General features: G+C 57.0%; 21 protein-coding genes. 8 read left to right on the top strand and 13 right to left on the bottom strand.

Annotated features, from left to right (window positions below; translation table 11 throughout):
• Positions 1 to 360 precede the first annotated feature (360 nt).
• Positions 361 to 2,967 carry a PAS domain-containing protein gene (locus DWA01_RS12225; RefSeq protein WP_114286123.1) on the top strand — a complete coding sequence of 869 codons (2,607 nt, stop codon included), beginning with the start codon at positions 361 to 363 and terminating at the stop codon, positions 2,965 to 2,967.
• 426 nt (positions 2,968 to 3,393) lie between these two features.
• Here DWA01_RS12225 and DWA01_RS12220 read toward each other — a convergent pair whose 3' ends face one another.
• From DWA01_RS12220 to DWA01_RS12185, 8 genes are read right to left on the bottom strand one after another with little or no spacing between them, the layout of a single operon-like run.
• The gene (locus DWA01_RS12220; RefSeq protein WP_114286122.1) at positions 3,394 to 4,458 is read right to left on the bottom strand and encodes a protein-glutamate methylesterase/protein-glutamine glutaminase; all 1,065 of its coding nucleotides are present in this window, start codon (positions 4,456 to 4,458) and stop codon (positions 3,394 to 3,396) included.
• Positions 4,455 to 5,288 carry a CheR family methyltransferase gene (locus DWA01_RS12215; protein WP_160116039.1) on the bottom strand — a complete coding sequence of 278 codons (834 nt, stop codon included), beginning with the start codon at positions 5,286 to 5,288 and terminating at the stop codon, positions 4,455 to 4,457. The genes DWA01_RS12220 and DWA01_RS12215 overlap by 4 nt, the downstream gene beginning before the upstream one ends.
• 18 nt (positions 5,289 to 5,306) lie before the next feature.
• The gene (locus DWA01_RS12210; RefSeq protein WP_235008536.1) at positions 5,307 to 5,837 is read right to left on the bottom strand and encodes a chemotaxis protein CheW; all 531 of its coding nucleotides are present in this window, start codon (positions 5,835 to 5,837) and stop codon (positions 5,307 to 5,309) included.
• Positions 5,827 to 7,602 carry a methyl-accepting chemotaxis protein gene (locus DWA01_RS12205; protein WP_114286119.1) on the bottom strand — a complete coding sequence of 592 codons (1,776 nt, stop codon included), beginning with the start codon at positions 7,600 to 7,602 and terminating at the stop codon, positions 5,827 to 5,829. Before DWA01_RS12205 ends, DWA01_RS12210 begins: the two co-directional genes overlap by 11 nt.
• A 49-nt stretch (positions 7,603 to 7,651) precedes the next feature.
• On the bottom strand, positions 7,652 to 8,155 hold the full coding sequence (locus DWA01_RS12200) for a chemotaxis protein CheW (RefSeq protein WP_114286118.1): 504 nt from the start codon (positions 8,153 to 8,155) through the stop codon (positions 7,652 to 7,654).
• 11 nt (positions 8,156 to 8,166) lie between these two features.
• Positions 8,167 to 10,146, bottom strand: a complete 1,980-nt coding sequence (locus DWA01_RS12195; protein WP_114286117.1) for a chemotaxis protein CheA — start codon at positions 10,144 to 10,146, stop codon at positions 8,167 to 8,169.
• Between the two features lie 3 nt (positions 10,147 to 10,149).
• The gene (locus DWA01_RS12190; RefSeq protein ID WP_114286116.1) at positions 10,150 to 10,515 is read right to left on the bottom strand and encodes a response regulator; all 366 of its coding nucleotides are present in this window, start codon (positions 10,513 to 10,515) and stop codon (positions 10,150 to 10,152) included.
• Positions 10,512 to 10,799 (bottom strand): hypothetical protein, encoded by a 288-nt coding sequence (locus DWA01_RS12185; protein ID WP_136057739.1) that lies wholly within the window; start codon positions 10,797 to 10,799, stop codon positions 10,512 to 10,514. The genes DWA01_RS12190 and DWA01_RS12185 overlap by 4 nt, the downstream gene beginning before the upstream one ends.
• Positions 10,800 to 11,011: 212 nt before the next feature.
• Between DWA01_RS12185 and DWA01_RS22965 the strand changes: the two genes are divergently transcribed.
• Positions 11,012 to 11,317 carry a hypothetical protein gene (locus DWA01_RS22965; protein WP_160116037.1) on the top strand — a complete coding sequence of 102 codons (306 nt, stop codon included), beginning with the start codon at positions 11,012 to 11,014 and terminating at the stop codon, positions 11,315 to 11,317.
• 133 nt (positions 11,318 to 11,450) lie between these two features.
• Here DWA01_RS22965 and DWA01_RS12175 read toward each other — a convergent pair whose 3' ends face one another.
• The gene (locus tag DWA01_RS12175; protein WP_160116036.1) at positions 11,451 to 11,816 is read right to left on the bottom strand and encodes a response regulator; all 366 of its coding nucleotides are present in this window, start codon (positions 11,814 to 11,816) and stop codon (positions 11,451 to 11,453) included.
• Positions 11,813 to 12,217, bottom strand: a complete 405-nt coding sequence (locus DWA01_RS12170; RefSeq protein ID WP_114286112.1) for a hypothetical protein — start codon at positions 12,215 to 12,217, stop codon at positions 11,813 to 11,815. Before DWA01_RS12170 ends, DWA01_RS12175 begins: the two co-directional genes overlap by 4 nt.
• A 142-nt stretch (positions 12,218 to 12,359) precedes the next feature.
• On the opposite strand from DWA01_RS12170, the gene DWA01_RS12165 reads away from it, so the two are divergent.
• Positions 12,360 to 13,985 (top strand): hypothetical protein, encoded by a 1,626-nt coding sequence (locus tag DWA01_RS12165; RefSeq protein ID WP_136057737.1) that lies wholly within the window; start codon positions 12,360 to 12,362, stop codon positions 13,983 to 13,985.
• Positions 13,986 to 14,325: 340 nt separating this feature from the next.
• Here DWA01_RS12165 and DWA01_RS12160 read toward each other — a convergent pair whose 3' ends face one another.
• Both DWA01_RS12160 and DWA01_RS12155 read right to left on the bottom strand, forming a co-directional pair.
• Entirely contained in the window at positions 14,326 to 14,649 is a 324-nt protein-coding gene (locus DWA01_RS12160; protein WP_114286110.1) for a hypothetical protein, read from the bottom strand.
• A gap of 140 nt (positions 14,650 to 14,789) precedes the next feature.
• Positions 14,790 to 15,977 carry a plasmid recombination protein gene (locus tag DWA01_RS12155; RefSeq protein WP_160116035.1) on the bottom strand — a complete coding sequence of 396 codons (1,188 nt, stop codon included), beginning with the start codon at positions 15,975 to 15,977 and terminating at the stop codon, positions 14,790 to 14,792.
• 542 nt (positions 15,978 to 16,519) lie between these two features.
• On the opposite strand from DWA01_RS12155, the gene DWA01_RS22960 reads away from it, so the two are divergent.
• From DWA01_RS22960 to DWA01_RS12135, 4 genes are all read left to right on the top strand, one after another.
• Positions 16,520 to 17,059, top strand: a complete 540-nt coding sequence (locus tag DWA01_RS22960) for a hypothetical protein (RefSeq protein ID WP_136057735.1) — start codon at positions 16,520 to 16,522, stop codon at positions 17,057 to 17,059.
• A gap of 82 nt (positions 17,060 to 17,141) precedes the next feature.
• Positions 17,142 to 17,654, top strand: coding sequence for a hypothetical protein (locus DWA01_RS22955; RefSeq protein WP_136057734.1), 513 nt, complete (start codon positions 17,142 to 17,144; stop codon positions 17,652 to 17,654).
• Positions 17,647 to 18,081 (top strand): hypothetical protein, encoded by a 435-nt coding sequence (locus DWA01_RS12140; RefSeq protein WP_114286106.1) that lies wholly within the window; start codon positions 17,647 to 17,649, stop codon positions 18,079 to 18,081. Before DWA01_RS22955 ends, DWA01_RS12140 begins: the two co-directional genes overlap by 8 nt.
• A 299-nt stretch (positions 18,082 to 18,380) precedes the next feature.
• Positions 18,381 to 19,946, top strand: a complete 1,566-nt coding sequence (locus tag DWA01_RS12135; RefSeq protein ID WP_114286105.1) for a recombinase family protein — start codon at positions 18,381 to 18,383, stop codon at positions 19,944 to 19,946.
• Positions 19,947 to 20,081: 135 nt separating this feature from the next.
• Here DWA01_RS12135 and DWA01_RS12130 read toward each other — a convergent pair whose 3' ends face one another.
• Entirely contained in the window at positions 20,082 to 20,696 is a 615-nt protein-coding gene (locus DWA01_RS12130) for a response regulator transcription factor (protein WP_114286104.1), read from the bottom strand.
• Positions 20,697 to 21,284: 588 nt separating this feature from the next.
• Between DWA01_RS12130 and DWA01_RS12125 the strand changes: the two genes are divergently transcribed.
• The gene (locus tag DWA01_RS12125) at positions 21,285 to 24,041 is read left to right on the top strand and encodes an ATP-binding protein (RefSeq protein ID WP_114286103.1); all 2,757 of its coding nucleotides are present in this window, start codon (positions 21,285 to 21,287) and stop codon (positions 24,039 to 24,041) included.
• Positions 24,042 to 24,610 lie beyond the last annotated feature (569 nt).

Genomic DNA, 24,610 nt, shown 5'->3' with positions numbered 1-24,610 from the left:
TCTCCCCGTAACTCAATGCCAACCATGATCCCCTCCACAAAGAGTGTCGATTATTCCAAAAGGGAATCACAAACAAACCCAAAGAGAAACCCGCAAAACACGAGTCAGAATCTGGGCGATTTGGTATTACACAGAAGGCTTGCTTGGAGCTCAAAACGGCCACAACATGCAGAAGAAGGCGTTTCGCTTGGGGAACAGGGACATCGCGTTTGGGTTTGTCTCGTCGAAAGGAGATTGACAATCCTCGAAGCCTGACCGCGAGCGCGATGAGAGAGACTGGCAGTTCGTGCTTGGCTCACCTTCTTTGCGCTCAGTTTTCCAATCTCGGTGGTCCGTCGGGGGAATTGTCAGCGCAATGTAATGATCAATGGATCAGGTGTTGCAATGATGGATAACAGAGCAATGGCCGGGCAACTCGAAGCTATCCATCACGCCCGCGACAAAATCGTCAATTCGGCATTGATTGCCTTTTCGATTGTCGGCTTGGTGCTTATCCCGGTTTCTCTGCTGCGTAGCATCTCGATTGGCTGGCAACCGGTGATGGCCGTCCACCTTGTCCTTTGGCTGTCCCTTACCGGCGTTACCGTCTTTCGCCATCGGCTCCCTTTTCCAGTTCGCGCCTGGATTCTGATTTCCATGTTTCTTGTGGGGTGTCTCGGGGGCCTTATGACATTCGGCCTCATTGGTTTGGGGGTCCCGGCTTTGTTGATGACGACGGTACTCACAACTTTGTTGTTCGGCTCCCGTATTGGCTGGGCGATGGCGGGCCTTTCTCTGGCGATGATAGGCGCGGTAGGCGTTAGTATGAACGTGGGGTGGATACCTTTCGAATTGGACACTGCCCGATATGCGGCCGCGCCCACTTCTTGGGTCTTTTCTGCAGTCGGGTTTCTCATGTTTATTAGCGTCTGCATCACTGGTCTTTCCTGGATGCATAGGGCGTTGATTGAAGCGCAAATTAGTTTGGAAGAGCAAAAGGGAAACCTTGAACAATTGGTACTGGAACGTACCCAGCACCTTGAACGGGAAATATCCGAACGGAAACAGGCTGAAGAGTCATTGACTGAGAGCGACCAGCGTCTGAAATTGTCTCTGGAATCTGGGCAAATAGGTACCTTTTATTGGAACATCCAAGATGGCTCTCATTTTTGGGACAATCGAATGCACGACATTTGGGGGCTAAAAATGGGTACGTATCAGGGCACTATGGAGGCGGATTTTCTCGCTAGTATTCATTCTGATGACCTGGTGCGAGTCACAGAGACGATCAGCCTCACACTCAGTAAGGGCACTGAATACGACATCGAATATAGAATTCTCGTGCGCGACAATGAAGTACGCCATGTTCACGCGCGGGCGATATTGCTCTGCGATAACCAAGGGCGACCCCAGCAGCTCATTGGCACGTGCGTGGACATCACCGAACGAAAACAGTCAGAAGAGGAGATCAAGACCTATGCCAAGCTATTCAAGAAGTGGAAAGATTCCAAATTTATTGGAATAATTCAGTCGAATGCTACGGGTGATATTATTGAAGCCAACGATACAATATTGGCGATGCTGGGGTATTCACGGCAAGACTTACTTGATGGAACACTGGACTGGACCAAGTGGACACCGCCAGAGTTTTTACACCTTGATATGAAAGCAATGGAAGAAGCAGCGGAAAAAGGGTTTTGGACGGCATTTGAAAAAGAGTACTTTCACAAAGAAGGCCGTCGCATTCCCATTATTATTGGTGGATCGAAATACAAAGAAAACCCTGACGAATACATTGTTTTTATTATTGACATATCAGACCGCAAGCAACTTGAAACTCAACTCCGCCATGCCCAACGCATGGAAGCGGTTGGTCAATTGACCGGCGGTGTGGCCCACGACTTCAACAACCTATTAGCCGTCATGCTCGGCAATGCTGAGTTGCTTGAGGATATGGCCGGTGAAGACAAGGAAGCGAAGAAGTTTATTGAGACGATCAAGGAAGCTGTACTTCGAGGATCATCTTTGACGAGTAGGTTGTTGGCTTTCTCCCGTCAATCGACGTTGGTTCCCATTGCGGCTGATGTCCGCGAGCTGATCGGCGGCCTCCACGACATGCTTCAAAGGGCCCTGGGGGCGACAGTCGAATTATCGGTAGGAAAAACAGCGGACCTCTGGCCAGCGATGATTGATATGCACCAGTTCGAGAATGCCTTGGTCAATTTGGCTTTGAACGCTCGAGACGCCATGCCTCAAGGCGGGATGCTGACCATCGAGACCGCCAACGTCACCTTGGATAAGATCTTTGCAGAGCAGCACGAGGAAGTGACGCCCGGGGATTACGTAGAGGTCGCAGTGAGCGACACTGGCACTGGAATACCGCCTGACGTGCTGGAGAAAGTGTTTGAGCCCTTCTTCACGACCAAAGAAGTGGGCAAGGGCAGCGGCCTTGGCCTCAGCATGGTTTTCGGGTTCGTCAAACAGTCCAAGGGGCACCTCACAATCTCCAGTGAGATTGGTCACGGCACTTCGGTTAAACTCTATTTGCCTCGCTCCCAGGACCAGGCCACCGAAACAGACGCCAAAGAGGATGTATTGGAACATACACAGGGATCGGAACGCATCCTTGTTGTTGAGGATGAAGCAGGTGTTCGTAAAATCTCAGTAGCCATTCTTGTTGGCCAGGGTTACGAGGTAGTAGAAGCCGGAAATGGCGAAGAAGCTATTGGCCACTTGAAAGCTGGTCAGCCTTTTGACCTTCTGTTCACCGATGTAGTCTTGCCTGGCGGCATGAACGGTGCGGAGATAGCCAAAGAGGCCAGACGCATGCAACCAGACATCATGGTCCTTTACACCACCGGCTACGCCGAAAATACCGTCATTCATCATGGCAAATTGGACCGAGATGTGAACTTGGTCAATAAACCGTATCGCCGTACGGAGTTGCTAGAAAAGGTGCAAGAAATACTCGGCAACAAAGGCGTTTGATGCCGTCCTTCTGTGAGAGCCGCGTCGGAAGTTTAATGCGTGGGGCCCTGCCGAGGGACTTTGTCGCACAATATGCCAGGAGGGATTTACGGCGGTTTCCAAAACGTTACCCAAATCGCATGAGCAGACCCATTCCGCGGAGCCACGAACTGGCGATCCCATAACGATGCTCTGGTAATCTCTCTATTTGTAATGGGGCTCAGCCGTAAAGTTCACGCGGATCGCTTACGATCTGGTCCGATTTCGGGATGGGTTGGCGCGCGACTCACAATGGCAAACGAAGCGTTGGTCGATATTTAGCGATGCATAGATACAGACTTATCTGACGCTGATGCTGCTGCTTCGCTTAACACTCCGGCTGGTGATTGGCCTCGTTGAAAGCCTGTTGACGCTTGCACCGTCGCACGGGTTGGGTGACTGGCAAACCTAACGATCCACAGCGGCCACGATTCCTGCGACCTCGGATAGATCCACTTCGGTCTGAACCGCGCCCATTTTTTTCGCCTCTGCAGGCATGCCATAAACAACGCAGCTCTTTTCGGACTGGCCATATGTGGTAGCACCGGTATCGAGCATTTCTTTGAGCCCATGCGCCCCGTCGTTGCCCATACCCGTCAGAATAAAGCCAACACCATTGGCACCAGCGACCCGGGCCGCGGAGCGAAACAGCACATCCACTGAGGGGCGGTGGCGGTGGACCAAGGGGCCGTCTCGGACCTCAACTCTGTAATTCGCGCCGCTGCGGGTCAGCAGCGTATGGCGCCCTCCAGGGGCGATCAGCGCGTGACCGCGCAGCACGCTGTCGCCATCGCGGGCCTCTTTGACCGTGATCTTGCACACACTGTTCAGTCGCTGCGCAAAGGCCGAGGTAAACGCCTCGGGCATATGCTGCACGATCACGATGGGTGGAGCATAGGCCGGTAGGCTTTCAAGAACCCTGGACAGCGCCTCGGTGCCGCCGGTGGATGCCCCAATAACCACAATCTTGTCAGTGGTTTTAAGCATTGCCCGCCCTGACGGTGGTGGTAGCACCGCGTCCGCGCTCAAATTCGCTCGCACCTGGAACTCTTTCCGCCGGTCGACGCGGGCATGCGCGGCGCCCAGGATGGCATCCTGAATTTGTATACGACTGTCCAAGAGCTTTTGCCGGGTCCCCAGTGTCGGCTTCTCAATCACTTCAACCGCACCCGCACTGACCACCGCGTCCAGCGTTTTGGTTCCCGCGCCAACCAATGTTGAACAGACCACAACCGGGATCGGCCGCTGCGCCATCAGGCGACGTAGAAAGGTCAGCCCATCCATGCGCGGCATTTCGATATCCAGCACAATCACATCAGGCACTTCCCTCTGCATACGCTCGGAGGCCTGGAATGGGTCACCTGCGGTGGCCATGACCTCCATACGGTCATCCGCGTTCACAATCTCAGACATAACTTGGCGGACAGCGGCGCTGTCATCGACAATCAGAACCCGTTTCTTAGTCTTGCTCATGATCCACACGCCTTTTGATATATTGAGGGCTGCACAGCGGTGAGATCAGGATGTTTGAACCCGGTTTCGCTGTGCCCGGTCAATAAGAAACCGCCGGGGCGAATTCCGTCGACCACTCGGTTAATGACTTTGGTCTTGGTTTCAGAATTAAAATAAATCAATACGTTGCGCAAAAATGCGACATCGGCTTTGATGCCAGACAGTCCCATGCCAGAGACCAGGTTTCCCCTCTGCCATTCGGCGCGGCTGCGCAGTTCCGGAATAATCCGGCAGCGCCCGTCTCGGTTGCGTGCCTGCAAGAAAAAGGCGTTGCGATGGCTGGCAGAGACGCTGTCCATATCCTGCTGGCAATAGACCGCCCGCGCTGCCTGGGCCAGCACTGCTGTCGAAATATCAGTCCCGATCAGACGGCAGGTGAAGTTTTGCCCGCTTGCAGTACGGTAGGCTTCGGCAACCATCAGGCCCGTCCACCCCTCCTGGCCAGTTGAGCAGGCGGCACTCCAGAGCATAATGTCGTTTTTGTGCTGCGTCAGCTCAGGTAGCCCAAAGTCTCGTAGCCAATTGTATTGCGCATCTTCGCGGAAAAAACTGGTTGTATGCACGGTCAGGGCTTCGACAAAGTGCTGACGTTCTTCGTCATCCCGCTCAATCAGGTCGATATATGACCTGAAGCTGCCCGCCCGGCTGTGCAGGACACGCTGCCCCAGGCGCGCCTGGAGAAAATCCAGCTTTTCTTCATCAAACCGCAGGCCTGCTTCTGCAAACGCAACCGCAGCCAGCGCCGGAACTTGGTCGACCCGCAGTTGCGGCGGGCCATTCTGATCAACCATGAAAGCCCGCTGCATAAGTTAAAATCCCGGTAGGGGCTGGTCCGCAAACACTCGGGCCAGATCGATCACGACGATCAGCGACCCATCGCGTCGGCACAGCCCAATGATAACGTCATTGCCGACCCCACCATCAGAAACCTCCGGAGCCTTTTCAATGTCGCCCGCTGTGAGGCGGCTGACATCCCGAACCCTTTCGGCAAGGATGCCGAGCGGACGGGATTCACCATCCGAGCGCTCCAGTTCAAAGACAATCACCCGGGTATCCGGCCCTTGCTCGGAGACGCCAATGCCAAGGTGAGCTGTCAAGTCGACAATGGGTACACTTATCCCGCGCACATCGATCACACCCAGTAAATCGTGCGACGAGTTGGGCAGTCGGGTGACCGGCTGCGGATCGAGGATTTCACGCACGCATTGAACGGCAACTGCAAAGGTCTGGCCATCCAGGTCAAAGGTCAGATAGGCAGCCGAGGCGTCATCCAGAACATCCAAGTTTTCGGCGGCATCCAGGTGTGTGGATGCCGCCTCCAGAGCGCTATCAGCTAGCATGGCGTTCAAACTCCATGTCCAACTCATCTTCAGAGGTCAGGTCAAGCTTGACACCTTTGACGGCTTTGCGCGGGGCGCTTGCCGGGGCAGGGGAGGTCTTGCCGCGATTTTCCACCTGCCGGGTGTTTGCCGGTGCCCGACCGCGGCGATCTTCAACGCGGAAGTAGCTAATCACCTCGGCCAGTTCGTTCGCCTGTCCCGCCAGCTGATGGCTGGTGGTGGCTGATTGCTGGGCCGACGACGCGTTCTGCTGGATCACATTGTCAAGTTCGCGGATCGCCTTGTTGATCTGCTCGGCACCGACGTTCTGTTCGCGGGTGGCGGCGCTGATTTCCTGCACCAGATCAGCGGTGTGCTGAATGTTTGGCACCAAAGTTTCCAGCATGTCACCGGCCTCACTGGAGACTTGCACGGTCTCATTCGACAGCTGGCTGATTTCTGCAGCAGCCGTCTGGCTGCGTTCCGCCAGTTTGCGCACCTCCGAGGCGACAACAGCAAAGCCCTTGCCATGCTCTCCGGCACGCGCGGCCTCAACGGCGGCATTCAGGGCCAGCAGATCGGTTTGACGGGCGATTTCCTGAATGATGTTGATCTTGTCAGCAATCGTCTTCATCGCCGTCACGGCCTTTGCAACCGCTTCACCACTGGTTTTGGCATCTGCGGCCGACTGGGATGCGATCTTTTCAGTCTGACCGGCATTATCGGCGGTCTGGCTGATATTAGCGGACATCTCCTCGATTGAGGCTGAGGCCTGCTCGGCCGCTGCTGCCTGCCTGCTGGCGCCAGCGCTCAACTCTTCCGAGGTGGTGCTCATCTGCTCGGCCGCTGACGAAACATTGGCAGAGCTGGTGTTGGCGTTGGTGATGACGTCCCGCAGGTTGATCAGCATCGAGTTCAGCGCCAAGGCTAGACGATCGTCGTCCGAGCGCTGCTTGACATCGCTGCTCAGATCTCCATCGGCGATCCTTTCGGCGGCAAAGCTCATGCCCTGAAGATCGATAACCATAGTGTCCATCGCATTGAGCAGTGTGCCGAGCTCGTCACCTCGGTCCGATTTTGCGTTTACCTCCAGATTGCCACGGGCAACCTCGTTGACGATGTTCACAGCCGAGGTGAGGCCTGCACTGATGCTGCGGGTCAGCAAATAGCCGGTGATGGTGGCAAACAGAACCAGCGACAATGAGCCGAAGATGACCACCGAATTGGCAAAACTGGTGGCCGCTTCCTTGGCCGCGCTGCGTACAACCAGCAGGGCAGCTTCAGCCTCGATAAATTCACCCTGGGCTGCGCGGATCGAATCCATCAGCGCTTTACCAGCACCCGATGCCTCGGATGCCCGTGCCTGTTCACGGGTGGAAAAGACGCGCATCAGCGCGATCTGTGGCTCGGCAATTGTTTCGCGCCATTTTGCTTCGGCGGCACCGACGCGCTTTAGGCGTTCCTGCTGAGCCGGATTGTCAGACGTAGTTTCCAGCAGAAAGGCCAACTGGTTCTGAAAGACCTCTTGGCCACCGATGTACGGCTCAAGAAAACCCTCGTCCCCCGACACCAGAAATCCGCGCATGCCGGTTTCCTGATCCACCACGGCGGCCAGCATAGTATTCGCGTGCTCAAGCACCACGTGCGTGTGATCGGTCCAGCCGTCCAGCTCTTTGATCTGGCGCAGAGAGATGAAGGATACCACCGACATCACCACCGAAATGAGCACCAGGGCGGCGAAGGTGAGGCCGAACTTTCGACCGATTGATAATTTACCAAGAGACATGGTTTGGGCTCCGTTTGGGGGTTGAGTGGTTGGTTAGTGGATGGGTTGATTAATGAACTGGCAGGGCAAAGACGGTGTCAGCGTCCAGCAGAATGACAAGTTGATCCTGCCGTTTGGAGACTCCGCGAAAGCAGCCAGCAGGCCAGCGAATGCCCAGTTCAGGAACAGTTTCCAGATCGTCGACCACCGCCTCGATGACGTCTTCGACGGCGTCCGCCATCACTGCCAGTTTGCAGGGCTCGCCGTTCAGAGTGATGTCGATGACCAGCATTCGGCTGGTGGGCGATTGTTCGGCGGGCTTCATGCCCAGCCGGTTGCGCAAGTCCAGTACCGGCACAACTGAACCACGGACGTTAATCAGAGTCGGCGCCAGTGGATTGGCATTGGGCACTCGCGCGGTTCGTTGCGGATCAATAATCTCGGTCACCCGCTCAACAGCGACACCAAACAGCTGTTCGGCCAATCGAAATGTCAGCAGCGTTTCGGTTTTAGATGACTGCGGGTTCAGCTGATGGATCTGCGCCGTGGGGCGGGATTCTGTTTGTAGGGTCATCACATATGTCCTCAGGCTGCGATCAGGGTGCTGGAGGCTCGGCGCACCAGCGCGTTGACGTCCAGCACCAGAGCAATGGATCCATCCCCAAGGATGGTGGCCCCGGCCAGTTCTTCGACCGAGCGATGGAACGGGCTGAGCGGTTTGATCACCGTTTGCAGCTGTCCCAACACATCATCGACAACCAGCCCGACGCGCTGGCCGTCAGCCTTGACGATGGCAACGCGGCGTCTTTCCACGGCGCTGGGAGTGTAGCCAAACAGATTGTCCAGGCTGAGATAGGGCACCAGCTGATCGCGGATCCGCAGGATGGTGCGGCCATCCTCGCGCTGGTTCTCGCTTTCGGGTAGATCGACACATTCCTCGACGCTAGACAGGGGCAAGACGAATTTGTCGCCGTCCACATCCACCAGCAATCCGTCGATGATCGCCAGGGTCAGCGGCAGTCGCAATATCACCTCGGTGCCCTGACCTGGGGTCGATTTTACATCGATCGATCCACGCAGATCATCAACCACCCGGCGCACAGCATCCATTCCCACACCACGGCCCGACACGCTGGACAGGTTCTGGGCGGTGGAAAATCCCGGCTCAAAAATCAGCTGATACAGCGCCTCGGTGCTGACCTCCTGATCCTCGGAAATCATGCCGCGCTCGATTGCGCGCACACGGATAGCATCGGCGTTCAGGCCGCCACCGTCATCCTTGATTGAAATCAGCACCTCGCCGCCAGACTGGCTGGCCGAGAGGTGGATTGTGGCCATGTCAGGTTTACCGGCAGCTTTGCGCGTGGCCGCATCCTCGACGCCGTGATCAACCGAGTTGCGGATCATGTGCACCAAAGGTTCGGTCAGGCAATCAATGATATTCTTGTCGACCTCGGTCTCGCCGCCTTCGGTGATCAGCTGGGCGGGTTTGTCCAACTCGACCGAGAGGTCCCGGATCACCCGGCGGAACTTGCTGAACACCATCGAGACTGGCAGCATGCGGATCGAAAGGGTAGTATCGCGTAGCCCAGTAACCAGTGTATCAATTTCTTCGACCGTGGTTTCCAGTCGAGGATCGTCCAACGTGTCGGAAATACTTTTTAGGCGCGCCTGTGCAATCACCAATTCGCCGAGTTGATCCATCAGATCGTCCAGGCGGCGGGCATCGACGCGCACCGACTCGGATTTCGTCGCGGTCGCCGGGGTGGTGGCTGCTTTGTCTGGCGTTTTTGTCGGATCGTCGACGCCTTGGGCCGGGTTCAGATCCTCCACTGCGGCCTCCTCGTCCAGAGTCTTAATAGTGATCTCGGCATCCATGCAAAAGATGAACACATCTTCGATCCGATCCCGTGGGACATTTGCGTTCAGTTCCATCTCCCATCGGAGGTAACATTCGCCGGTTTCCAGATCCTCGAGCGCTGGGATTCGGTCGTCGAAACAAGTCAGTTGCAAGTCGCCCAGTTGGGCGAGCTCGTCCCACAGTAAATCGGGTCGAAAGCCGTTTTTTAGTGCCGCAGGTTCGGGAGAAAATGAGATGAACCAGCGGCTCGGCACATTTTGATCAGCAACTTCCGATACCGGGGCAGGGACCTCATGAGCGCCTTCAGCCGTGCCTTTTATGGGCGTACCCTTCAGCTTGGCGAGACGGGCCAACAGGACGTCTCCAACTGCCCGCAGCGCGTCGGGGGCCTCGGTGTCCGGACCCAGATCCAGCAGGCTGGCCAAGTGATCCCGTGAATCCAGAGACACAGCAATCAACTCGGGGGAAACTTTCGCCCGGCCTTCGCGCAACTGGTCAAATGCATCCTCAAAGTGATGGGTGAAACCCGCCAGTTCGCCAAATCCGAACATGGAACCGGACCCTTTGAGAGTGTGCAGTGCCCGAAAAGCCGCGTCGACATGCTCGCTGTTGTCCGGAGTATTCTCCAGCTCCAGCAACACTTCCTCCAGAATCTGGAGGTGATCCTTGGCTTCCTGAATAAATGTACTTTCCGGGCTACCCATTTTCTATCCGATCATTTTCTTGACGATGCCGCAGATTTTCTGTTCGTCGAAAGGCTTGACGATCCAGCCGACCGCACCGGCGGACTTGCCTTCGAGCATTTTTTCGCGTTGCCCTTCGGTGGTCAGCAGAACAATTGGCACGCCATCAAAGCGGGCATCTGCGCGAATGGCGCGCGTCATCTCGATGCCGTTCATTTTGGGCATGTTTAGATCGGTGATCACCAGATCGATCTTGTTGGCGGCCATCTTATTGAACCCGTCAACACCATCTTCGGCTTGCACCACCCGATAGCCGCGCGGTTCCAGCGCAAAGGCCATCATCTCGCGAATGCTGGCAGAGTCATCCACACTGAGTACAGTTTTGGTCATCGTGCTTCCGATTCAATATGCTGGGGTTCGGCGAGACGGGCGAGAGCGGTCGACGCAATATTGCCCGGTACGGCAGGTGGCCCGCTGATCCGGCGCGTTGCAGCAACAATAAGCTGAAGGGCCGAAACCGTTGGGTCATCGACTTCCGCGCCAAGCTCGACAATAGGGGTTGAGGTCTGTTCAGACAGCCATTGCACCAATTCAGCGCGCATCTTTTGCGCATCGCCAGGCCAAAGGTCTGCGGGAATGATAAATTCTGCTGTTTCCAAATTTCGATTGGTCAAAAGGATCTCCGCTATTTCAGGCTAACGTTGTGCCGGTATGCACCGAAAATATAAATAATTTGCATACATGGACCTGTGCAGATTGTGATTTTGGGCGGCGTCACGGAAAAGTGACTGTTTTCGTTGACGATTTGGAAAAACAAGTTTCCGACCTGTTAGCGCTGTCAGATGCCCTATGGTTGTGGTGATGTAAGAGGCGTAGGCATGTTATGATGATCCACAGATCAGAGTCGTGGACACAAGTTGACGGAGTGATCGGCTTTGCTGTTGCTGAATCTGCTCGCATCTTTTCACGCCTGCGATCCCTACGTGCAGCCTCGGACATGATCACCTCTGCGTCTGACAGGCTTCACGGCTTATTGGGTCAAATCGAGGCGACAGGCTCTCAACCGAAAACCACTGGGCTGCTGGCGGACGCCAGACGGGCGGTCCAGGACTCGGCCAGTGAATGGAAGGACCTGAATGCGCAGGTGCTTGCTGAGGACCTCAACGGCGCCATGCGCCACATGAAAGCTTAAGTTCATCGCAATGATGATCAAGAGCGAAGACCGGGACTTTCTGCGTATATGATCCTCAGCGCGGCGCAAAGGCAGCCAGGGTCCTGACCCGCGGTCTGAATTCTGAATCGGGCGGAGTGGGGCTGGCCAGGCTCTATCCGATCAGCTTTTTAGCTAAACTGCAGATTTCCCGCAGTTTGAACGGCTTGGATATCCACCCTGTTATGCCGACTACCTTGTATTTATGCAACTCGTCCTTCTGACCTTCGGCGGTCATAAGAATGATCGGGACTCCGTCGAACCGGTTATCGTCCCGGATCGCCTGGATCATCTCGATACCGTTCATCTTGGGCATGTTCAGATCAGAGATCACCAGATCAATTTTATGCGCGCCCATCTTGCCAAGCCCATCGGTTCCATCCACGGCCTGCACCACGGTGTACCCGTGAGGCTTCAGCGCGCAAGCCATCAAAGCTCGGGAACTAGCAGAGTCATCCACGCAAAGTACGGTCTTGGTCACTGTGCTTGCCATTCCATCTGCTGGGGTTCGGCGAGACGGGCGAGAGCCGCGTACGCGTTCTTTCCGATTGCGATGGGAGGGGCACTGATCCGGCGGGTTACCGCAACAATAAGCTGAAGAGCTGACACAGTTGGAACAGCGGTCTCGTCACCCAGGTCAATTTCTGGGGATAATCCCTGCTCTGACAGCCATTGCACGAGTTGGGTGCGCATCTCTTGCGCATCACCAGGCCAAAGGTTTGCAGGAATGATGAAATCTGTCGTTTTTACTATGCGGTCGGTCAAAAGGATCTCCGATAATTCAGGTTGCCACCAATTTTGACTAGCGCTTAAGTTGGTGTCGTTTTGACGCTTTATGCGGAACACTCTGAATAATTGGTTTATCGGGGTCCAAATTTTCATTTGAGTTCAGGCGTGTTCGCTAAAAAGGTACTGACTTTATTGACAAGTTATGAGGGGCAGTTTTTATCTTGTTAGGATTGGCAGCATACTTATCCCTGTAACTTATAGTTGTGGTGATGCCTAAGGTTTGAGGTGAGTGATGATGCTGGACGGGTTGAAAACATGGAGGCAAGTTGACGGCGTGATCGACTTTGCTGTTGCTGAATCTGCGCGCATCCTTTCACGCCTGCGATCCGTACGTGCAGCCTCGGACATGATCACCTCAGCGTCTGACACGCTTCACGACTTGTTGGGTCAGATCGAGACGACAGGCTCACAATCTGAAACCACTGGGCTGCTGGCCGGAGCCAGAGGATCGGTTCAGGACTCCGCCAATGAATTGGAGGGTTTGTCTGCACAGGAGCTTGTTGAGCATCTCAATGGCGCCATACGCCACATGAATGAGCTCAAATTCATCGCGATGATGATCAAGATCGACACGGCCGATCCGTCCAATGCCAGTATCGATTCAAACGCATTTGCTGCCGACCTCGTAGCTCTGGTGGGCACCCTTGATGAGACAACCAAAACTGCCAGGCAGCACGTGGAACCAATCCAGCCCAAGATTTCCGAAGCCTATCAAACTCTGCATGAAACCGCTTTTAGTTTGACACAGCAGGTCGAAGAAATGACCAGCTTGGCGGACAGCATCGCAGTCCTTAAGCAGGCGCGCGATACTCAGATGTCTGCCCTCGGTCAGGCCGCGCGCCAAGTCTCGTGCGACACTGCCATGCAGATCTCACGGCTGGTGCCACGCCTACAGTTCGCGGATGCTTTTGTTCAGCGTGTGCAGAATGCCCAGCGTTTCATCGAAGGTGCAGACCAGCATCCGGAAACCCCAAGCCACTTGGTGTTTGCTGTCGCATCGCTGCAGATGAAGGCTCTTAGAGACGATACTCATGTTGAACGGGAAGCCTCGGCTACGACATTGGATGCTCTGCTGAGGGCCACGTCCCAATCCGCTGAGTTGCTGTCCGAAAAGGACACCAGTGATGAGTTCGGAGAGTGGTTGCAGGCAAGTGCCTCGGCAGTGGCGCTGAACACCCAGGTGATCGAAACCTCCCGCCGCGAATTGTTGTCGGCGTTCCAGCATATTGAGGATGCACATGCCGTCGCGGCGCAGGTCAATGATACCATATCAAAATTTGAGCCTCTGGCTCAGACACTAAAATATACTGCGATCAACGGGTCACTGATAGCGGCGAAATCGTCATCAAACAAAAGCGCATCTTACGTGCTGACTGCTGAAATCCAAAGTGTCGGAAAAAAATGCGGACAGAGAATGACGGAAAGTGCCGCGGCACTTCTTAACATCAATGACGTTCTTTCCCGGGTTGATAGGTCCAAGTTGGAAGAGAAGATCAAGCAGCTTGCGAACAGCCTGGAAAATGCAGGGGTCGCCCAAGGCAGCCTGCGGGATTTGACCCGAGAATTACACGAGACCCGGCACCATCTGTCAGAGGGAGTGGCTGCGCTTATGGAGGCGTGTCAAGCGGCGCGCCAGACAATTCAGGATGGCGAGGTCATGTTACAGGACCTGGAGAGCTTGATTGTGGCAGACGGGAGCTCTGACATTGTCGGTATAGATGCCAGTGCATTGCAGTGGATCACGGCCTACTACACTACAGAACCAGAGCGCGCCCTGCATCAGCGGTTGTTCGGAGGCATGGCCGATCCGGTACCGGAAACACTGGAAGACGATGACGATCTGGGTGATTTTTTACTCTAGCTGCATCAACAAATGCATTCCGACATCCACGCCTCTCGCCAATGGGCGAGGAAATACCGGCCCCAATGGCGCCTCGATGAAGGACATTGGCAACGCTGCCAGGCAAGAAACTGGTCTTTGGAGAAACATCGTGCGGAGGATTTCATGCTGTTTTCAGTGGTTTTGATGCAATTTCGCGTCGTAGATGCAGACAATCGAAAGGCGCAGGCGTGCTCGATCTGTGACGTTGCGATCATCGACGCTTGTTGCCGCTAGGGGCATTTCTAGGACTTTTTCCCTCATGGATTGCAACGGAAAAGGCGCGACCTGGGCCGCGCCTTTTCCTGTTTCTGGATGCTATTTAGTCTGCGGAGCCTTGCTTGGCTGGCGTGCTCCCCTTGCTGCGTTTTGCAGCGAGGGCACGGTCGATGTCAGCGTCAATACCGTGAGGGCGGAGAGGATGGTTGCTCATCTTCTTGGCATCGCCGCGCTTGGCAACCGTTTCAAAAAGAATAAACACCTTGCGAAGCATGTCTTCGTCCTCTGACAAAGCGTCAAAGAACGCAGGCAACGTGTTGGCAAAGGCGCGGCGGATGTCGGCCTCATTGGCCTCCTGAGCCTGGCCGATGCCAATGACTTGGTTGATGGCCCGTTGTTGGGCCGGCGAAAGAGTAGTTAGCGTCATAGGATATCCTTTTGGCGCAAGATATTGTTGTGGGCATTGCCCGGTGAGTGCCGACCTGTGTCCCGCTTCGGGCGCTGTCGACAAAATGGAAGTGGTATCTATTGTAGATCCCCAAAAAAAGTTTGTTTGGTTTGATCCATTCACCGGTCAGGGTCGTTGTGTTGCTTCGGATCTTGCCATTTACCGATGAACGACTTGAGCCTGGTGATGCGTAGCGCAATAGAGGTGCGGGCCTTTATGATGTCTCGTCGAGCCCGCTCAGGAAGAGACGCGGCCACAGCAACGATGGCATCATCGGCGGCTTTGATCTCATCGAACTCCTTGCGCAGTTCTTTCCGAGCTTCCTTGCGTGCCCTGGCGCGCAAGACCAACAGAGCCTTTTTGAACAGGCTTGTGGCGAGTGATGCGTCCTTGGCCTTAGCCAACGTTTCCAGTATTTGGGGATCGCCTTTTGCCACTGCGTCTGCAGTTTTCAGCACTGCGCTGGCGTCGTCTTCTCTTTGCGCAACGCTCTGTCCGCGCGCGACCAGCTGGCGCTCCTGTTTCTCTCGCCATTGGCGGGGACTAACATGCTCGATGTGTTCGGGAGATTCTGGCTGGTCTGCATCCTTCATGCTTCCGACCTCTTGTTGCGCCAGATTGTGCTGCACGGCGTCTCTAAGTGCCTGTTTTCGCTTTTTCCCGCGTGTCAAACCAAGGTCTGCAAACCATTCACCAATACTGTCTTGCGCCGCCTCGTAATCCTTGATGGCGGCATGCTTGGAGGGTTGCAGCATTTTGCGACCGTCCTTGGTCTGCGCCCGCGGCATCACGATGGCGTGGATATGATAGGTGGTCTCATCCAGATCGGCGCGGGCATGGATCACGTCGTCGCCAAACGTCTGCTGCAGCCACGCGACCGCTGCCTGCTCGAACCGATCCTGACGGGATTCTCCAAAGAGATCTTCGATCGAATCGGTGTCGGTCGTGGCGAACCAATCGTGGTGGGCGGTCAGGATCACCTCCCGCAACGGGCCGTGACGGGTCGCCCGCCAAGGATCTCTCGGACCTTCGACAATGCGCTTGGCCATCTCGCCTTTGCGACGGCGACGATTGAGACTTTCGAGCTCGGAGGCAAAGTTCTCGGCACGCATGTTCTCGATCTCGGCACGGGCTTGCTGCGCCCAGTTCGTTTCACCAATCAGGGACCTATTGAGATGTGATCTGTCGGTGTCTATGTGACCGAGGTCGCCGCCCTTGCGCGTGCGGTGACCCTCATAGCTGGCGAGGTCTGCGGGGAACATTCCTGCCATGCGTAAAACCACGGGGTGCTGCTTGTCTGATGCCACGAGATCTTTCCTCCTATCTGGAGGAGGGGAAGTGGGTCCCTTGCGGAACATGCGTGCACGGAAAGTTTGAATGCCCCCTTTTGCTGCGCATGGCTTTGCTGTGCGGGTGAAATTACTCACTAATCAGCCCGCGCAGTTTCCGTTGGAAACCGCTCTGGCTGTCGTTCGTCGGGGCGCTGCCCCGAACCCCGCGCTGTCTGCGGAGGCTGTCTGCCGAGAAGAGGTTGTTCGCCACACCCCTTCACCTTCTGGCGTCTTCCGACAGACTTGGGGCGCCGTTCTGCACGGCCCCAAGACCCCATAGCGCCCGGGGAAGTCGTTCCGCACTCTTCCCCAATCCCCAACTGCTCGCGCTCCCACGCGGGGCCAAGAGGGATGCCCTCTCAGCACTCACCCAAGATCAGTCGAAGCCTGTTTGCCCGTAGAGTTCGGTCCTGCTTGCGCGCGTCTTGTGACGCGCAAGTCAGGCCGAACCCTACGGAACCAAATGAGAAGAGGGAAGCCGAGTTGCGCGTCATCATCGCAATCAAAAAGGAGCTGCCATGCTCGATTCCTATTCCCCGAACCCTAAGCTCACCGCCGAGTGGCAAGATCACCTGACCTGCGGCGATATCGTCTCGTTTCGATTTCCCGTTGAGGGCGACCCAGAAGCTGTTCTGGAGCCAAAAAAACGCCCCTGCCTTGTCATCGACAGGCGCGTGATTGGGTCCCTCCCCTATGTCACTTTGGCCTTCGGCACATCGGCCTACCATCAAAAGACGCGCGGCTACGGCGTTGATATCATCAATCCTGCACGGGTGATCTCTGCGGGTCTTCATCAGCCCACCCGGTTCATCTGCTACCGCAAGGTGAGCGTGCCGCTTAATCATATCGACTTCGTTCGCAACAAGGCGATCGAGTCGCCAGTGCTTGGCACATTGAGTGGCCCCGAGTTCGAGCGCATGAACCAAGTGCGCGCGCGCCTGCAGGCTGAAGCTGACATTGCCGCGGAACATAGGGCGCGCCGCCGCATCTACGGACGCAGGAAAGCAAAGCCCCTAACGGTCGCCGTCGAATATACGCGCCGCAAGCGCCTCACCTGATCTCAATTAATCGCCCGATCAGTTTCCGGACCTTCAAAGGGAGGCCCGGGAAACACCAGTCTGCAATCAAGAAAGACAAATCATGTTTCCAATGCCCTCAAATTTCCCGACGCAGAACAACCACCGTGTTGTGCTGTTCTTCCCCGAACAATCGCGTGACGATTTCGACCACCTCGAAGAACTCACGGCCAATGGACTGCGTGCTGCACGCAATGCGATGCGATTTCTGCAGGAGCTTAAGCTTCGGGAAGATCGTGCTTTGCACGCAAACATCGCCGAACTCGGAGAAACGCTCGAACAGCGTCGATTGCTGAATGACCACTTCCGTTCAATCGTAGCGTCACTGCTGCGGCGACTTGGTCTCCAGGACCCTGGCGAAGGCACGACAGAACCTCTCGATCAGATTATGCACGACCTGCAAGAGGCCCTCTGCCTCTCCCACCGTGTCAGCAACCTGCTTGCAGCCGAACGTGATGCTGGCTGGCATCGCGATCGGTTGCGTCGCGTTAGACGAGGGCCTGGTGCGACACGGCCGGTAACAGTTGAACGCCGAACCCAAGGTCGTAAGATCACTCGTGAGGTGATCGATGTCTGAACCTACCCTCGACTACGATCCGATCCATGCCACAATCTATCAAGTTCTATGTCTCGCGTCGTGCGCTCATACTGCGCTGGACGGCCTTAAAGACCAGTGGACCGATAGCAGATCTGCCGAGGCGGCACGGCGCTTAGCCGCACAGTTGGCGCAAGAGAAGATTTTCTCTGCGCGAGACATAGGTGCGCTGGAGCAGGTTTTGGAGTTGCTGAACGGCATGGTTGACGCAGGATGGCGTGTGCAGGTTATTGCGGATCCGCATAGCGTCGAAGGCGCCTATGTCGACCATGTTTTAACAGCAGAAGCTGAGAGGCTCCGGGAAAAGATCTGGCCTATTCAGGAGTTGCACGCAACCCTCCTGCGGCTCGAGCGTCTTCGCAGAATGGAGCAGGTTGCCGTGACATTGCGCGGCCATGACATGTCCTGAATGACTATACCGAAGGCGCGTCGAAACGTCTTCGGTTCCTACCAAACAAACCTCTTTTTTCCAAAACTGCCGACGATCCCAAGTTCCGACTGCCAATGAAGGCAGACACCGGAAAGGGAACGCGACATGCGCCATCCAACACAGTCAATCACCTTGCAGGCCGCAAACGACACACCGGGCAGCACCTGTCGTACGCAGGCCGCTCTCAACGGATTGCTCTTGTTAATGGCGCGGGCTGAGTTGCGGGCCAGTGCAGCGCAGGGTGCGGCTAATTCCAACTCTCCCGAAAAGGATCACTCATGACAAAACGAGTTGCAGTCTACGCCCGATACAGCTCTGATTTGCAAAAAGCCACGTCGATCGAAGACCAGATCGCAATGGCTGAGCGTTTCTGCACAAGTCAAGGCTGGACAATTGTACGTGTGTTTGAGGATCGGGAAAAATCCGGCAAGGACATGCGCCGCCCTGGCTTTCAAGCGATGAAAGCTGCGGCCAACACGCAGGACTTTGATGTTGTTGTGGTTGAGGCTATCGACCGGCTGACACGCAAAGTGAAAGACGCTCTAAGCACCTTTGATCTCTTCACGTTCCAGAACATCGAGCTCCATTCGGTTCAGGAGGGGGCACAGGACTTCATGAAGGTGCTCTTTGCAGGTTTTGGCGCGCAGATGTTCAGCCAGAAGATTGCGGATCACACCCGACGTGGCATGCAGGGCGCAGTGACGCGCCAGCGCTTGCACACTCGTGCCTTCGGTTATCGCAGGCGCACCGTGGAGACGGGACTGAACCGTGAGATCGTCCCTGAGCAGGCCGAGATCCTGCGCCGGATCTTCTCTGAATTCTCATCAGGACGCTCGGCACAAGCTATCGCCGAAGGGCTCAACGAAGATCGAATCCCAGCACCAAACGGCGGTTCTTGGGATGGCTCGACTTTACGCGGCAATCCCACTCGACAGGAAGGGATCCTGCGCAACCGGCTGTACATCGGTATTGCCAGTATCTGTCGCAACACGCACACGTATCATCCAGAAACCGGACAGAGAAAAATCAAACCGACCCCTCAGGACTACGTCGAACAGATTATCCCCGAGTTGCGCATCATCAATCAGGAATTATGGGAGGCGGTGCAGGCTGAACTCGCACGCAGAGCTGCAACAACACCAAGAGCGGCGCGGGCGGTTCGTCGCAAAACCTATTTGCTCTCAGGTCTTTTGTTCTGCGGCTGTTGCGGCGCACCTTACGTTTTTGCCAACCGGACCAGCTATCGCTGCCGCGAGGCAAAGAGGTCCGCGTGCAGTAACGTGGTCCCGATCTCGCGCAAGCGCATTGAGGCGCGTGTATTTGACGCGCTGCGCAGTACCTTTCGCTCAGAAAGCCTTCTGGAACGCTTCGAGGATGCGCTCAAAGTCGAACGCGACAAGATTGCGGACGGGCGGTTGGAAGTCGAACTCAAGCGGTTCGAGGCCGCGCTCGCAAAAGCGATCTCAGGTCGGGACAATATCCTGGTGGCTGTCGCCGAAGGCGCTCCTTATGCGAGCTTCAAAGCCAAGGCTGAGGTTTTTGAGACTGAGATTGCAAGCCTGACTGTCCGCATCAACAAGAAGCAAGCGCAGATCCAACGAGGCAAAACAGTGACTGAAGACGCTCGCACAATATACGAACGTGCACTCAAGAACATGGAGCATCTGCTCTCAGAAAAAGATCTCATGGAAGAAGCGCATACCTATTTGGGCATGCTCATTGAGAAGATCACACTCACACCAGATGAGACCGCGCAGCATGGCCTGCGCGCGGAGATAAATCTATCAAGTGATACATTGTTACAGGCAAATACCGCCTCTCAGCCACATATTGTGGTATGTTGAGCTGAAGGCACCCTCAATAGACAAGCTCACTCCATTCAAAGTGCAAACAACGGCTGGGCAAGGGGCGGCTGCTCCGGCGTGCGGGCAGCGATGTGGCAAAGCCGGTGGGTGCCCTGCCAGCTGCCGTGGTGTGGCTCAGAACAATCCGGCGTCGCGTGCGATCATCGCCGCATGGGTGCGGTTTTTCGCGTCGAGCTTGCGGCAGAGATTCTTCATATGCAGCTTGATGGTCACTTCCTGCAGATCAAGCTCATGGGCGATTTCTTTGTTGGCGTTGCCGCGGCAAACCCCGTCCAGCACTTCAAGCTCGCGCGGGCTCAGCCCGCGGGCGAGCGGGTTGAGAGTGATGTCCTCATCTTCACCAAACATCGAGACCGGGGCGAATTGTTCTCCGGACATCATGAAGCGCACGGCGTTGATCAGCGAGGTGGCGGGCATGGTTTTGGGGATAAACCCTGCGGCGCCGGCATCCAGCGCCTCCTGGGCGATGGAGCGCGGGGCAACCCCGGACATGATGGCGACCGGACAGCCCTGGGCGGCGTCGCGCGCCAGCTGCAACCCGTCGAGCCCGTTCATGCCCGGCATATTATAATCCAGCAACACCAGATCAAAGGGCGGGGAACTGCTCAGCAGAGCGACGCTGGTGGGAAGATCGCTGCAGGGAACGACTTCGATGTCTTTTTCTCCTGACAGCAGCATAGCCATCATGTCCAGCACCATCGCATGGTCATCCGCAATCAGAATTCTCATCTGTATCTCCGCTACAAGGTCCGCCCCGGACACCTGAATAATAATAACAATGTTCCGGTTCGAGAACCCCGGTCCGAGGTCGGGAAGTTCGCAACAGCGCCGCGAATCCTACCTGATAGTATAGCAAGCTACTCTGAATAGAGTGTGTTTGGGGTTAAATCTGCAACCGCGTTTTGTCAGGGCCCGGAAAAAGCAGCGCTTATTGGCGGCTTTCCGCGTGGTATCAGCGTGGCATCCGCATGGCATCCGGGGGTGTTCTGGCGACTTTCGCCGGGACAGCTGCCCGTATTGATGGCCGTATTGATGCCCGTATTGATGTCCGTATCAGGGCAACATGGCGCGCGTGATGCTGCCGCGTGTCGCGGCGGTCCGGTGCTGCGCAAGTCGCTGCCCTCCCCCGCCGCTCGTCCCCGCCTTCCTCCCGGCCGGCTGCGGTGCTGCAGGAACGGGGCGGTGGGGAGGATCTGGCGTGCTGCGGCTCTGTTTGCCGGAGAGCAGGCCTGGCGCTGTCAGCTCTGAAACAACTGGAAGTGTTAGTTTAACTAAGTCAGTATAGCCTGAGGGAAACAGCGTGTGCGGGTAAGTATTATGACCTTTTCCACGAGATTCACCACCATCCGGAATGTTGCGTTCGGGCTGATCGTTCTGGCGGTTGTCTCAGCGTTGATCACGGTGAGCCTGCGGGTGCGCTCGGAGATGAACCGTCTGCAGGATGAGGACTACCACTCCGTAGAGCGTTCTTTTTCGCAGCTTGAAGTGGAGCACCTGCGGGCGATTAACGCCATTCATGCGTTTGTCGCTGGCGAGACAGTTGATCTGGCTCAGGTCCGGCTGAGGTTTAATATCTATTTTTCCCGGGTCAGTATCCTCTCTGAACTGCCGGTCCTGGCGAAATTGCCCGGGGCAACAGAACTGGAACGCGGGCTGGAACATTTGCGTGGTGAAATGGATGCCATGGCGCAGCTGATTGATCAGGAAGATGCGGCGACCATCAGGGACATGCCTGAAATTGTAGCCATTATTGAAGAGCAACGGGGGCATGCCCAGTCGCTGGCGTTGCGGGCCGTCGGGGCGTTTGCGGTCGTGGCGGATGCGCGCCGGGATGGGTTGTTCCAGCTGCTGCGTCTGGTCGCCTCACTGGCACTGGTACTGACTGTCGCGCTGGTGGGAGCGTTTTTGGTGCTGCTTCTGACCCATCGTGCGGCGCTGCGCGCCGGGCAGCGCACCAGCCAGGCGCGGGCGCGGCTGGAAACCACCATCGGGGCGTCGCTTGATGCGGTGCTGGTGACCGATGCAGAGGGGTGTATCCTCGATTATAACGGCGCCGCCGAGGAGGTCTTTGGCTACAAGCGCGATGAGGTTCTGGGCCAGCTGGTCGGACCGCTGGTGATGCCGGAACACAAGCGGGAGCGCTATGAGCGCAGCATCCGCCGCCTGATCCGACACGATGACCGCAACCCGCGCGGTGGCGGGCTGCTGCAACTGAAGGCGCTGCGCTCCAGTGGTGAGGAATTCCCGGTGGAAGTGTCGGTGGCGCTGGCCACGGCCGAAACCGGACCGGTCGTGGTGTTTTTCATCCGCGACATTTCTGAGCGGGAGCAGGACAAGAAGGCTCTTTTGCGCTCGCGCGATGAGGCGCTGGCGGCGGAACAGGCCAAATCCGATTTTATTGCGGTGATGAGCCATGAGATGCGTACACCGCTAAACGGCTTAATGGCGGCGCATGACCTGATTGACCGCGAACCTCTGTCTGAGGGTCAGGCCCGGTTCATGGGCATCGCCCGGTCTTGCGGCGAACAGTTGCTGGGCCATGTAAACGACGTGTTGCAGATCGCCAGTATTGAAGCGGCCGCAGAAGGGGCTGCTGACGAGCAGTTTGACCCGGTGGCCCTGATCCGGAATGTTGCAGATAATATGCTGCCGCTGGCGTCGGCGAATGGCAACAGTCAGGTTCTGAACATTGATGACCTGGTGCCGCGGGAGGTGACCGGGCGCGCCGGACGGCTGCGGCAGGTGTTGGTCAACCTGGTGGGCAACGCTCATAAATTCACCTGGCGCGGCGAAGTTACCATTGCGCTCAGCTGTAAAGACACCGGCGCTGAGACCACCGTTCTGCTGCTGAAGATCAGCGACACCGGCTGTGGCATTGCGCCGGACAAATGCGAGGCGGTGTTTGACGATTTTGTCCGGGTTGACGCCTCCTACGGGCGCGAAACCGAAGGCACCGGCCTCGGGCTCAGCATTGCCCGGCGTCTGGTGCTGGCGATGGGCGGGCAGATCGGTGTCGACAGCACGCCGGGGATCGGCAGCACGTTCTGGGTGCGGCTGCCTTGTGGTCTCACGGAGGCCGTCAGCGAGCCCCGGGGCAAGACAGCGGAGGCCATGGCAGAGTGTCCGGATCTGGCCGGAAAACAGATTCTGGTGGTGGAAGACAATCATATAAACCGCACGGTCTTGCGCGAGCTGTTGCTGGAAACCGGCGCCCGGGTGTGTGAGGCGGTGAACGGTCAGGACGGTGTGGATCAGGCCCGGGCGCAGCGTTTTGATCTGATCTTCATGGATTTCAGCATGCCGGTGATGGACGGGCTGGCGGCCTGCCGGGCGATCCGTGCGGGCGGTATATGCCGCGCAACGCCGGTGATCGGCTTTACCGCTCATGTGGACGCCGGGCGTCAGGGCGAAGCCATCGCCGCCGGCATGAACACGCTGCTGACCAAACCGGTGTCGCGGCGCCAGCTGCATCAGGTGGTGGCGGAGATCCTGTTTCCGGAGCAAGCGCTGCCGCTGATTGACATGGATCACGCGGCCGAGCTGTGTGACGTGCTCGGGGACCGGGTTTTTGAGGCCTCGCTCGCCCGGTTTCTGGAGGAGACGGACGCGGTGATGCGCCGGCTCCGCGATCCGGCTGCGACAGACGTGACGACGACAGGCGGCACAGCGACCACAGGGGCAGCGGCGCAGGTGTCGCGGGCGCTGGCGGTGGAACTGCACAATATAACCGGCGCGGCGGGCACAATGGGGGCCGCGCGGCTGGTCCATGCGGTGCGTGCGGTGGAACGGTGTCTGCAGGCCACCGCAGAGCAGCGCGCCGGGCGGAGTAGTGATAACGGGCCTTTTGTGCCGCCGGGACAGCGGCCCAGTTTTTCTGAGCCCGCCACAGTGCCGACCACAGTGCCGACCACAGGGCCAGACGCCCGTTCGGAGGCCGGCCCTTCTGCCCCCTCTCCGGAGCAGGACGCCGCGTTGCTGGCAGCGCTGGCAACGTTGCAGACCTGCTGGCAGGACACCTGCGCCGCCTTTGGCTCTGACGTTTCCGCGGCAGACCTTCTGTCGGCCACGGGGTAGCGAGGCGCTCTGTCTCCCACCGCTTCACGGTTCAGACCGATGCACCGGATGGGGCGATGCGCGCCCGGCCCCTGTGCTCCGGGCGCGCGGAGTTGCCGGACAGCGGGGAACAAGGACACCAGGACACCGGACCGCCAGACGCTGGGATGCCGGACGCCGGACCGCCAGACGCTGGGATGCAGGCCACCTGGCTGAGCCGTCCTGAGCTGTGGCGCTGCGGTGCGGTGCCGCCGCCGGCGCCTGCAAAGCCAACGCCACGCCCGGCGGGCATTCCGCGTCCAGGCGCTACCGCCTGCAGCTGAAGCCGGATTTGGCCACTCTGTTGTTCCGGAAAAACGGCGGCTCAGGGCCCGGGGTGACCTCGTATTGCACCAGGTCACCCTGCGGGTGTTGTGGTTCGGTGTGATTCTGTTCTGGTGGGGGTTCTGCTGCCGGGCCTGGTGGTCATTTGAAGATTAAGATTGTTTATTTTCAGAAGGTTACGAGGTTTTTGGGTGGAAAGTGGATCTTTGTGTGATTTAGCGCTTGCGGCTTTGGGTTACTGGGCCTAAAACCCACTTCACCGGCCG

The sequence above is a fragment of the Candidatus Halocynthiibacter alkanivorans genome, from assembly GCF_003333265.1.
In the GTDB taxonomy this organism is placed as follows: Bacteria; Pseudomonadota; Alphaproteobacteria; order Rhodobacterales; family Rhodobacteraceae; genus Halocyntiibacter_A; species Halocyntiibacter_A alkanivorans.
The sequence above is the reverse complement of the archived record's forward strand: the minus strand, read 5'-3'. Positions and strand labels throughout refer to the sequence as shown.

Excerpts from the sequence above, each read along its gene's own strand:
- DWA01_RS12195 (WP_114286117.1), bottom strand. The coding sequence starts at position 10,146 with ATGGGTAGCCCGGAAAGTACATTTATTCAGGAAGCCAAGGATCACCTC.
- DWA01_RS12140 (WP_114286106.1), top strand. The coding sequence starts at position 17,647 with ATGTCTGAACCTACCCTCGACTACGATCCGATCCATGCCACAATCTAT.
- DWA01_RS12170 (WP_114286112.1), bottom strand. The coding sequence starts at position 12,217 with ATGAAAATTTGGACCCCGATAAACCAATTATTCAGAGTGTTCCGCATA.
- DWA01_RS12210 (WP_235008536.1), bottom strand. The coding sequence starts at position 5,837 with ATGCTAGCTGATAGCGCTCTGGAGGCGGCATCCACACACCTGGATGCC.
- DWA01_RS12220 (WP_114286122.1), bottom strand. The coding sequence starts at position 4,458 with ATGAGCAAGACTAAGAAACGGGTTCTGATTGTCGATGACAGCGCCGCT.
- DWA01_RS22955 (WP_136057734.1), top strand. The coding sequence starts at position 17,142 with ATGTTTCCAATGCCCTCAAATTTCCCGACGCAGAACAACCACCGTGTT.
- DWA01_RS12225 (WP_114286123.1), top strand. The coding sequence starts at position 361 with ATGATCAATGGATCAGGTGTTGCAATGATGGATAACAGAGCAATGGCC.
- DWA01_RS12215 (WP_160116039.1), bottom strand. The coding sequence starts at position 5,288 with ATGGTTGATCAGAATGGCCCGCCGCAACTGCGGGTCGACCAAGTTCCG.
- DWA01_RS12205 (WP_114286119.1), bottom strand. The coding sequence starts at position 7,602 with ATGTCTCTTGGTAAATTATCAATCGGTCGAAAGTTCGGCCTCACCTTC.
- DWA01_RS12190 (WP_114286116.1), bottom strand. The coding sequence starts at position 10,515 with ATGACCAAAACTGTACTCAGTGTGGATGACTCTGCCAGCATTCGCGAG.
- DWA01_RS12135 (WP_114286105.1), top strand. The coding sequence starts at position 18,381 with ATGACAAAACGAGTTGCAGTCTACGCCCGATACAGCTCTGATTTGCAA.
- DWA01_RS12165 (WP_136057737.1), top strand. The coding sequence starts at position 12,360 with ATGCTGGACGGGTTGAAAACATGGAGGCAAGTTGACGGCGTGATCGAC.
- DWA01_RS22960 (WP_136057735.1), top strand. The coding sequence starts at position 16,520 with ATGCTCGATTCCTATTCCCCGAACCCTAAGCTCACCGCCGAGTGGCAA.
- DWA01_RS12160 (WP_114286110.1), bottom strand. The coding sequence starts at position 14,649 with ATGACGCTAACTACTCTTTCGCCGGCCCAACAACGGGCCATCAACCAA.
- DWA01_RS12125 (WP_114286103.1), top strand. The coding sequence starts at position 21,285 with ATGACCTTTTCCACGAGATTCACCACCATCCGGAATGTTGCGTTCGGG.
- DWA01_RS22965 (WP_160116037.1), top strand. The coding sequence starts at position 11,012 with ATGATCCACAGATCAGAGTCGTGGACACAAGTTGACGGAGTGATCGGC.
- DWA01_RS12130 (WP_114286104.1), bottom strand. The coding sequence starts at position 20,696 with ATGAGAATTCTGATTGCGGATGACCATGCGATGGTGCTGGACATGATG.
- DWA01_RS12200 (WP_114286118.1), bottom strand. The coding sequence starts at position 8,155 with ATGACCCTACAAACAGAATCCCGCCCCACGGCGCAGATCCATCAGCTG.